The sequence below is a fragment of the Prochlorococcus marinus XMU1404 genome (assembly GCF_017696175.1).
Taxonomy (GTDB): Bacteria; Cyanobacteriota; Cyanobacteriia; order PCC-6307; family Cyanobiaceae; genus Prochlorococcus_A; species Prochlorococcus_A marinus_X.
This window is the reverse complement of sequence record NZ_JAAORE010000002.1, coordinates 345,616-354,629: the sequence shown is the minus strand read 5'-3', so window position 1 is coordinate 354,629 and position 9,014 is coordinate 345,616. Positions and strand designations below refer to the sequence as shown.

10 protein-coding genes are annotated in these 9,014 nt (G+C 33.4%); 4 read left to right on the top strand and 6 right to left on the bottom strand.

Features of this window, described 5'->3' with window-relative positions; all coding sequences use genetic code 11:
- Positions 1–330: 330 nt before the first annotated feature.
- Positions 331–486, top strand: a complete 156-nt coding sequence (locus HA144_RS05705) for a hypothetical protein (RefSeq protein WP_209043145.1) — start codon at positions 331–333, stop codon at positions 484–486.
- Between the two features lie 34 nt (positions 487–520).
- Here the strand turns inward: HA144_RS05705 and HA144_RS05700 are convergent, their stop codons facing one another.
- From HA144_RS05700 to HA144_RS05690, 3 genes are all read right to left on the bottom strand, one after another.
- Positions 521–1,579: a WD40 repeat domain-containing protein gene (locus tag HA144_RS05700; protein WP_209043144.1), complete on the bottom strand. Its 1,059-nt coding sequence runs from the start codon at positions 1,577–1,579 to the stop codon at positions 521–523.
- Positions 1,567–2,922, bottom strand: a complete 1,356-nt coding sequence (locus HA144_RS05695; RefSeq protein ID WP_209043143.1) for a CobW family GTP-binding protein — start codon at positions 2,920–2,922, stop codon at positions 1,567–1,569. The genes HA144_RS05700 and HA144_RS05695 overlap by 13 nt, the downstream gene beginning before the upstream one ends.
- A gap of 77 nt (positions 2,923–2,999) precedes the next feature.
- Positions 3,000–4,517 (bottom strand): metal ABC transporter solute-binding protein, Zn/Mn family, encoded by a 1,518-nt coding sequence (locus tag HA144_RS05690; RefSeq protein ID WP_209043142.1) that lies wholly within the window; start codon positions 4,515–4,517, stop codon positions 3,000–3,002.
- 135 nt (positions 4,518–4,652) lie between these two features.
- On the opposite strand from HA144_RS05690, the gene HA144_RS05685 reads away from it, so the two are divergent.
- The gene (locus HA144_RS05685) at positions 4,653–5,423 is read left to right on the top strand and encodes an ABC transporter ATP-binding protein (protein WP_209043141.1); all 771 of its coding nucleotides are present in this window, start codon (positions 4,653–4,655) and stop codon (positions 5,421–5,423) included.
- A gap of 13 nt (positions 5,424–5,436) precedes the next feature.
- Here HA144_RS05685 and HA144_RS05680 read toward each other — a convergent pair whose 3' ends face one another.
- The gene (locus HA144_RS05680; RefSeq protein WP_209043140.1) at positions 5,437–5,871 is read right to left on the bottom strand and encodes a Fur family transcriptional regulator; all 435 of its coding nucleotides are present in this window, start codon (positions 5,869–5,871) and stop codon (positions 5,437–5,439) included.
- A gap of 17 nt (positions 5,872–5,888) precedes the next feature.
- Between HA144_RS05680 and HA144_RS05675 the strand changes: the two genes are divergently transcribed.
- The gene (locus HA144_RS05675) at positions 5,889–6,674 is read left to right on the top strand and encodes a metal ABC transporter permease (protein WP_209043139.1); all 786 of its coding nucleotides are present in this window, start codon (positions 5,889–5,891) and stop codon (positions 6,672–6,674) included.
- On the opposite strand, the gene HA144_RS05670 is transcribed toward HA144_RS05675, so the two are convergent.
- Together HA144_RS05670 and HA144_RS05665 are read right to left on the bottom strand one after the other, a co-directional pair.
- Positions 6,675–6,821, bottom strand: a complete 147-nt coding sequence (locus HA144_RS05670) for a hypothetical protein (RefSeq protein ID WP_209043138.1) — start codon at positions 6,819–6,821, stop codon at positions 6,675–6,677. It abuts the gene before it with no gap.
- A gap of 83 nt (positions 6,822–6,904) precedes the next feature.
- Positions 6,905–7,153, bottom strand: coding sequence for a hypothetical protein (locus tag HA144_RS05665; RefSeq protein ID WP_011376589.1), 249 nt, complete (start codon positions 7,151–7,153; stop codon positions 6,905–6,907).
- A gap of 856 nt (positions 7,154–8,009) precedes the next feature.
- Here HA144_RS05665 and HA144_RS05660 point away from each other — a divergent pair.
- Positions 8,010–8,393, top strand: coding sequence for a DUF1499 domain-containing protein (locus HA144_RS05660; protein ID WP_209043137.1), 384 nt, complete (start codon positions 8,010–8,012; stop codon positions 8,391–8,393).
- Positions 8,394–9,014: the final 621 nt, after the last annotated feature.

The following is a 9,014-nucleotide window of genomic DNA, read 5'->3' as shown; positions in this document are numbered from 1 at the left end:
CTTAAAGGGCACCTAAACGATGCAGAAGAAGTAAGCTTAGACATTAATAAAAAATAATTGGAGCAGTTAATTAAATTAGTTCGGTTTATTCCGAAATTTCAGGCAGGCTATCGATCATTTTGAAAGACCTCCTAGAACTCAACAATATAAAATTAGGAAAATATTTCTCTAAAGACAATCCGTTTTTATACGCATTGCTTTTTTATTAAAAATGTCCGAAAGTAGTAATCTATTGCGTTAATTTTTTTGGGATATTTTTAGTAAGTTTTGCTTATTTCTTTTAATATTTAATTCGACTATCTTGATTTTAAATAATTGAGGAACTCTTTTATGAATCATTCGAAAGAAGTTAGTAAAAATGATAAACCTAATCCTATAGACGAATATTTTCAATGTCTTTCATATTGCGATATTCACCCAAAAGGAATAGATAATGACTGTGAAATCATTTGTATGGAAAGACATTTAAAAGCAAACTATTGGTAGTTTGAATGATTTTTATTTTCCTGCTTAAATTCCTTCAAAAAGAATTAGTACGAACTTTAAATTTCCAAACATTTACCACACCTTTTGCGTTAACTGCAGCTAGTGCACAATCATCAGGTCTCCACGAAAGTGCACCCACTAAATCGCCTGCGAATGCAGCCCCAACAGGATCTCCATTACCGTCTTTTTTTAGAAAACTTGCGACAACAGAACCATCTCTAGATCCGGAAGCTACAAGCATGCCTTTATTTGAAAAGGCTAGGCTAGAAATAGGTTCGGTATGGTGCCATAGCTCTCCCGGCATAGTTCCCTCGGGACCGTCACCTATAAAGCTCCACACTGTAATTCTTTCACTGCCACTAGTTGCCAGTAATTTTCCACTGTCATCAAAAGAAAGGTGACTAGGTTTTCCTGGGTATCCTGTCATTTCAGCATCCATTCCTGTTGATCTTCTCCAAAAATGAACTGAATTGTCTTGACTCCCGCAAGCGACTATATCACCATCAGGACTTAATTCCATTGAGACTAATGATCCTTGCCACTCGAGCTTTTGATTCGTTTTATTATTTAATATGTCAAAGAATGTCACTCTCCCATAGCATGCTGTAGCTAGCTCATTATTATTTGACCATTTTATTGCACTTACTGTGCTTGGATGTTCTTCTGAGGTCCATTTCTCTTCACCAATTTCATTAAAAACATATACTTTTTTTGAAGAAGCTGCTGCAAGAAATAAGCCATCATTTGACCACTTAAGATGCTCCACCCAAGCCTTGCCAAGATCGAGAGTTTTAATTACTTTACCTTCGTGGCAATTATATATTTGAATATTTCCATCTTGACCGGAAGTTGCAAAAATCTCTCCTTCTGGATGAATGGACATTGCTAATAGACCAGCAGAGTGTGTATTTTCTTTTTTCCAAATAATTTTCCCAGTATCTCCTTCAAAGGCAAAAATACCTCCTGCTACATCCCCAACAATGAATAACTTTCCTTTAATAGCCCAACCACAAACTATGGCATAATCATTAACTTCAGCTGTCCATCCCTCGTGGAACATACCTCTTGGGCTAAATGATTCTATATCAGGCATTTTTCAAAACCTTCTCGCATCTCTTTCTCGTCCAAATTCCTACCTATAAAAACAAGTTGGTTTCTACGGGGTTCGTTACCCCATTCTTTATCAGGTTGTGCTGTAAATAACATATGCACCCCTTGGAAAACTATTCTCTGTGGGTTCCCTGAGTAGCTAATGAAACCTTTAGTTCTAAATATATCCACCCCTTTTTCAGAAAGAAGTCTGCCCAACCAAGTATTAAGTTTTTCTGGATCAACATCTCCAAATCGTTCAATTGCAATTGACGTTACTTCATCATCGTGCTCGTGCTCGGCTTGCCAGAATCTTTCAATATTAAATGGGATCTCTTTTGAATTATTGTCTTCACTTTTAATGATTTTCATATTGAATTCTTCAGCGGTGTGCTGTGTAAACAAACCTATTTTTGTAGGCTTTTCTATGTTCAGGATGAAGGATTTATTTCCTTTATCCTCCAATTTAAGGTTTATATGTTCTCCAAATGGAATAATATTCCCAGGTTCTAAGCTTTTAGCTTTTTCTGCATAAAGTCTTACGCAGGATTCAGCACCATCTTTAAGTTCTTCTTCACTCTCACCTTGATTAGCGAAAGCTACTAATGACATTTCTGGATCGGGACCTTCTTCTAGCATTAATTCATATTTACCTGCAGCAAGGTCGTAAACACCTGTCCATTCAAAAGGATATTCTGGTTCAAGAAATGTTGGTCTGCGTTTAAGGATTTGATCGAGATCAAATGCACTTAGATTTAGGACTGTTTCGATGGGTACTTGGGCATTCTCGGCTCGAATGATTCGAGTCATTCGGTTCATATCTCTCAATCTCGATTCAAGAGTATCTAGAGCATCATCAGAAACTAAATCAGTTTTATTTAGGACAAGAACATCTGCAAACGCAACTTGTTCTGCACTTTCATCACTTCTTCCTAATTGCTGATCAATATGTGCAGCATCAACTAAAGTCACAATTCCATCGAGAGTAAATTCGGAACTGATTTCTTCATCCATGAAAAAAGTCTGAGCAACTGGGCCTGGATCTGCTAATCCTGTGGTTTCTACTAAAACATAGTCAAACTTATCTCTTCTTTTCATAAGGTTGCCAAGGACTCTTATTAAATCTCCCCGAACAGTACAACAAATGCACCCATTTGACATCTCAAATACTTCTTCATCGGCATTAATTACGAGCCCTTGATCTATACCCACTTCTCCGTATTCATTCTCAATTACGGCTATTCTTTTCCCGTGCTCTTCACTTAATATTCTATTAAGAAGAGTCGTTTTCCCTGAACCAAGGAATCCAGTGAGGATTGTTACGGGAACTCTATCTTTGATGCTCATTTACTAATTTTTACAAAATAAATAATAGTTTAATAATAGTAAAAATTGGCAATGATAACCGTTTTTAATGGAAAAATTTAATCTGAAAGTTTGTACCATTCAGACTCAAGATTGGAGCCAGATTCTTTATCACAACTTCCTCCTAATGAATCAACAATTGTGCAAGTGTTGTGAACAGCTACTGAAACCGTATTCCCGTCCATCATCAATCCATCAACGAATATTTGATTAGAAGCTAAAGGGACCGAACTTTGCCTACTTAAGTTTCTTAATAACTTAGATGCTGGAATCTGTTCAGGAAATATTGCCTGAACTTTCTCTTCATCTAACATTTTCAAAGTAGAACTTATGTTATCTGGTCTTAAGCTTGAGGAGTCTCCAAGAAAGTCAAGTAAACTAATAGTTTCAAAACCAAAAGCATCACCGTAGTATTCCATTGCTTTGTGTTTAGAAACAATTACTCTGTTTTCCTCAGGAATAGAGCTTACTTGTTCGACGATCCAACGATCTAAGCCTTCTAAGATTGAATCAGCTTTTTCGAATCTTTCATTAATTAATTTTCTGTCCCCTCTATTAAAAACTGAAATATCTTTCTTTAAACTTTTGCTTATAACATCTCCCATTTTTATGATGTTATGTGGATCATGCCATACATGTGGATCTAGACCTCCATGGTCATGATGGTGATGATGCCCCTCTCCTTCATCTGGTACTTGTGCTATTGGCTCGACATCACTATTTAAAACGTCTTTAAAGAAGTGTTGAGTTGCTTCAAACTCAAAAGGCATGTGTTCAGTAAAAAATATATATTCACCATCTTCTTTGATATCCACATTAAAAACAGTGCTTTCTTTTCTTTGATCAAAGTTAAGAACAAAAGCTTTATTACTTGCAATCAAAGTACCATTATTTTTTCTGCTTATTGAGTCTTTAGATCCTAATAATTCTTTAGCTAAATCTTCAGACCCTTCTATATCATTTGATTTGAGAATCACCATCTTCATTGCAGGATCTGCATATTCGCCATCGACTTTTTCAAATGACCATTTGTAAGAACCCTTAGAAAGTTGGAATTTACCTGCCCATTCGAAAGCACCCTCAGCATGATCATCATGTCCACCATGATCAGAATGATCATCTACCTTGGCTGAATGTTCAGCATGATCGTCATGTCCACCATGGTCTGAGTGGTCATCTTGACCGCCATGATCAGAATGATCATCTACGTCTATTGCACTAACACCTACAACAACAGTATCCTTTTTATTTTCCCAATTTCTCATACTTGGAGTCATTTCTTTCCCAAGAGTAAATACTTTGTCTGCGCTATTTAGTAATTGAGCTTGCCTTGGATTGATCTTTAAGTCATGAACATCCTGTTTTCTATCTACTAAGCATGTAACTTCGTCAGATGGTAATGCAATTGATTTAACTAAATCACAAACTAGTGGTTCTACTGCTACGTATGACTTCCCTTTAGCCATGACATCCTGCCCAAAACCAGAAAATATAATCGTTCCAGCGATTACGGAAGTTTTAATAATTGACTTACTTGAACCTGTTTTATTTGATAAAAGTCTTTTAAAAATTGACATAAAAAATTATTAAATACTTAAAAATGATAATCATTTTCATTGTGCCTGGCAATCAGAGGTATCAAATGTTATGAAAATAATATGAAACTTGTATTATTGGTAAGCTTATAAAGTTACTTTTTTAAAAATTAATTAATGGCTACTTTAGTCGCTGAAAATTTAACCTTTGCATACACAAAAAAAAGTAAGCCAGTTTTAAATAAGGTATCGGTTGAGATTAAACCTGGGACTCTAACAGCGTTAGTTGGCCCAAACGGTGCTGGTAAATCCACTCTTTTGAGAATATTGCAAGGACAAAATACTCCAGATAAAGGCGAAATAAAAATTGACGGTGAAAATTTATATAGATCTAGAGCTTTAGTGGCACTTATGCCTCAAAGAAGTTCTATGAATTGGAAGTTTCCCATTACAGTTGAAAAATTGGTATCTCTTGGTCAAATTAAGTATTCAAAATCAAGAAGTAATAACCCCTTTCAAATTAAGACTCTTCTGGCATATCCAAATTCTTGGATTAATAAATGTTGTGAATTAGAGGCGACATTGCAAAGAGTAGGCATTGCAAATTTGGCTAATAGAAGACTCGATTCTCTTTCAGGAGGACAGCAACAAAGAGCTCTATTAGCAAAAACTCTGATGTCCCCTGCAAAAATATTTCTTCTTGATGAACCTTGTGCGGCATTGGATCCCCCCGCAAAAGAGGATTTTCTGAAAATTGTTCGGCAACTTGCGGATGCGGGACTTTCTTTGCTTGTAAGTAGCCATGATTGGGGCGAGTCTTTAAATAACTATGATCAAGTAATAGTTCTTGATAAAAGTGTTTTGGCAGTTGGTAGTCCTGATCTAATAAAAGATAAATTAGATGCAATAAACATTAGCTCTATAAAGAAAAATAATTTCTGTAATTAGAAAATGTTCCTTTTTAATTCTGAGCTTGATAACAGTTTTGGCAAAGCCCGAAATATTCGAGGGTATGAAACAACAATTGGAATTGCTTTGGGTTTGTTTTGGGTGTCTGAATATCTTTTACCGGGCATCCTTCCATTTTTGATGTCTCACCACATTGAACACAGGTCAAATGATGAATATCTCTATCTACGGGAGTGTAGAGAACCTCTCCTGTTGGGAGATGTCTAGAACGTATTAAGCCATGCTTTATCAGAGCTTGAAGATTCCTGTAAACAGTCGTCAGTCCCATAGCCTTTCCGCTTTCTATCAATTGTCTATGCAACTCTTGACCACTCAATTCATCCTCGCATTTATTAAGTTCTTCAAGAAGTTGTTCTTGTCTTTTGGTAATGTCAGACTTAGTTACCATTGTTTCCGAAATCTTTTTTTGTCCCGTATTTTTGATCATACCGAATCATTCGAATAATGTCTTTTATTAATAACAACTGGTGGCTTGTCCCATTAATAATAACTATTTTCTCAGGGATCTTATGTCCAGCAATGGGAACTGTATTAATCACTCATAAGAGATTATTACAAGTTAATTTAATCTCTCATTGTGTTTTGCCTGGACTTGCTTTAGCCTTAGCGGTTGGCATTCACCCCTCAATTGGTGGTGTTATCAGCGGTCTTTTAGGTTCTGTAATTGCGGAAAGTTTAACTAATAGAAAAAGTGAAAATTATGAAGCAGTTATGAATACTATTCTCGCTGGAATGCTTGGGTTTGGAGTCCTAATTATCCCTCTACTCGGAATAAGGATTGATTTGGAAGCAGTATTATTTGGCGACTTATTGACAGCAAATTTTGGAGATTTGCTTAGAACAATAATTGCTTTTTTAGTATTTATACTTTTAATGACTTTTGGATATGAAAAGGTTGTTTATGTGGGATTAGATCCAGAAGGTGCATCCGCCAGTGGTATAAACGTTTCTTTATTAAATCTTGCTTTGAGTTTTACAACTGCATTAGTAATTGTTAGTTCAATGTCGGCAGTGGGAGTAATTCTTGTTATTGCTCTTCTTTCTACCCCAACTCTGTTAGGGCTAAATAAGGCTCATAGTTTAAGAATTGCAATGATGAGATCTTCATTTTTTGGATTATGCATCTCACTTCTGGGCTTTTTTCTCTCTATAGTTTTTAATTTGTCGCCTGGGCCTGCAATTAGTGTTATTTGTGTCGCATCTCTTTTGATTCCTAAACTTCGCAAATAATTAAATCTTAAATGTCCAATCAGAGTTTAATGCTTGAGCTTCTGGATTGTTTTTTAAAGCTACTTCCATAGCCTCTTTTTTATTATTAGCTATAACAACTTCATCAAATTCCTTTCCATTTTTTTGGAGACTTACTTTGAATCGCATAAAAATTTTTTAATTAATCAAAATTTAACCACTAAGCAACTAGATTTAAATACTTTTAAAAGTTAATTGATGAAATAGAAACTTTAGTTATTTTGAAGTTTTTCTACTACAGATTCTTTCTCAATCTTAGCTACATCCTGTAATCCATTAGCATCAAACCAAGGAGCGTTTTCCCAATTAAATCCTTCCCCAAACGTATTATCGGGAGCAGCTACGTACCAGTGACATGATGAATCAGGAACATCTACAGCACATTTTGACCAGTCAGCTTCCCACTGTGGAACTTGTACCCACATAACAGATGCTAATAAAAAAGAAAAAATAAAATTCATAATCATCGTTTAGCAAAATTTAGAAAGATTTTTTTCACATTCTTTCTTTCTTTTCTTCCAGTAATTTTCAAGTATTTGATATTTATGCTTATTTTTAAATTGACTTATATGAAAATTATTCTGATTAAGAACTGAAGTGTTTTTTATTTTCATGACACAAGCTGTGTATGTAGAACATATTTAATACACTTTATAGATTTTTTGAAGTGAATTTATACTTAATTTTTGTCTTACTTTTGTGTAGGTAAGTATTTTTCAGGATTATTTTCAATATAAGTAAGTGAATATTTGACAACACCCACTATTAATGAAAAAAGAGCAAATGCCAATATAATAAAAATGATTTTTTTATAAATGCTTTTCATGAATTATTTATGTTTCTGATTATTCTTTTCATCAACAGCTAATTTTTTTGAAGAATTGAAATAATTAGTAATTTATACTGTAGCCTTTTAAATTAGCCACAGAGTAGATTAAATATATCAGAAACTCCTCACACACTTTTTTCTGATAACTTTAAAAGTACTCGACAGCAATGTTTGGGTACTTTTTGTATTTTATTGATGTGACAGTTAAGATAGAGGTCCAGCAGGGATTACATTTTTCTTATTTAATGTAAAATTTATTATGTGTGTAGGAGGAATTGATTTAATTCAGTGGAAACAAGGAAACACTTGTTTTAAATCAATTTTTAAAAGATCTCTCTCAGAGAGATCTTTTTTTTATGAATTATTAGAAATATATATTTAATTATTGGATATAAATAATTGTATGTTTACTCCAAAAATAAAAAGAACCACTATTACAAATTAGTCACTTGATTAGTTAGATTATGATCTACTAAATTCCTCTGTTTATGAAAATACTTTTTTTAGCAATTTTAATTTGTGCAAGCTTTTTATTCCCTTCTTCATCATTTGCCTCACATATAGAGCTAAAACCTTGTGTAGAGATTGCTCATTGTGTTCGAGAAGAATGGGAGGTTAACAATATTGCGAAACCTTTTGAAGAGATAAAAACATTTATCGAAAACACTCCAAGAACTGAGATTGTAGAAATTGATGGCGATTATCTCCATGCTGAGGCAACCAGTAAATGGATGAAGTATGTAGACGACTTAGAAGTATCCTTTCTACCTGAATCAAACATTTTATTAATAAGATCAGAATCAAGAGTTGGAGAAAGTGATTTGGGAGTGAATCAAAAAAGAGTTGATTTATTAAAATCGAAAATGTTTTAAGAATAAATGTTCAAAAAATTAATTTATTTTTATTGTTTTTTGTATAACTTTTCTGTCATTAAAAAAAATCGGCATATTAAAAAGTGATAATTATAATCATGCCTTGATAATGGCAAATTTATTAGATTTTCTCTAAAAAGATGATCATAAATTTTATATATTTTTTGTTATCTATTTTTGTTTTTTATTGGTTTTACATAAACATTAAAAAAAATGGACTTAAATGGATAATCAAAGGTCTTTTTCAAATTGGAATATTGGTATTATTCATTGGAGGGTTTTTCAAAATATTTTTCAACTTACCCCCTAATTTATTTATAAAAATAATTTTTCTAATTACTTATACATGGTGCACTGTTGGAATAAATGTAAATTTCATGATCCCTTTGCTAAGTTTGATTGACCAAAAAATAGTGAAAAAATAAAGCTAAAATGTGTCTTAATTGTTAGTACAAAAATAAATCTATTTCCTGAATTTTCAATAGTAAAATTTAAAAGATTTACTTTTTTCCTTTTGAAAGTCTTTTCCTTTTATACCTAGTCTTTAATGCCAAATCTGTCATTACATATATTCCAAATAACAGAATGATTATTCCAATAGAGTATTTCATTTTTTTTTTA

Bases quoted from the DNA above. Each gene is read 5' to 3' on its own strand.
- HA144_RS05705 (WP_209043145.1), top strand. From the start codon at position 331: ATGAATCATTCGAAAGAAGTTAGTAAAAATGATAAACCTAATCCTATA.
- HA144_RS05700 (WP_209043144.1), bottom strand. From the start codon at position 1,579: ATGCCTGATATAGAATCATTTAGCCCAAGAGGTATGTTCCACGAGGGA.
- HA144_RS05695 (WP_209043143.1), bottom strand. From the start codon at position 2,922: ATGAGCATCAAAGATAGAGTTCCCGTAACAATCCTCACTGGATTCCTT.
- HA144_RS05690 (WP_209043142.1), bottom strand. From the start codon at position 4,517: ATGTCAATTTTTAAAAGACTTTTATCAAATAAAACAGGTTCAAGTAAG.
- HA144_RS05685 (WP_209043141.1), top strand. From the start codon at position 4,653: ATGGCTACTTTAGTCGCTGAAAATTTAACCTTTGCATACACAAAAAAA.
- HA144_RS05680 (WP_209043140.1), bottom strand. From the start codon at position 5,871: ATGATCAAAAATACGGGACAAAAAAAGATTTCGGAAACAATGGTAACT.
- HA144_RS05675 (WP_209043139.1), top strand. From the start codon at position 5,889: ATGTCTTTTATTAATAACAACTGGTGGCTTGTCCCATTAATAATAACT.
- HA144_RS05670 (WP_209043138.1), bottom strand. From the start codon at position 6,821: ATGCGATTCAAAGTAAGTCTCCAAAAAAATGGAAAGGAATTTGATGAA.
- HA144_RS05665 (WP_011376589.1), bottom strand. From the start codon at position 7,153: ATGAATTTTATTTTTTCTTTTTTATTAGCATCTGTTATGTGGGTACAA.
- HA144_RS05660 (WP_209043137.1), top strand. From the start codon at position 8,010: ATGAAAATACTTTTTTTAGCAATTTTAATTTGTGCAAGCTTTTTATTC.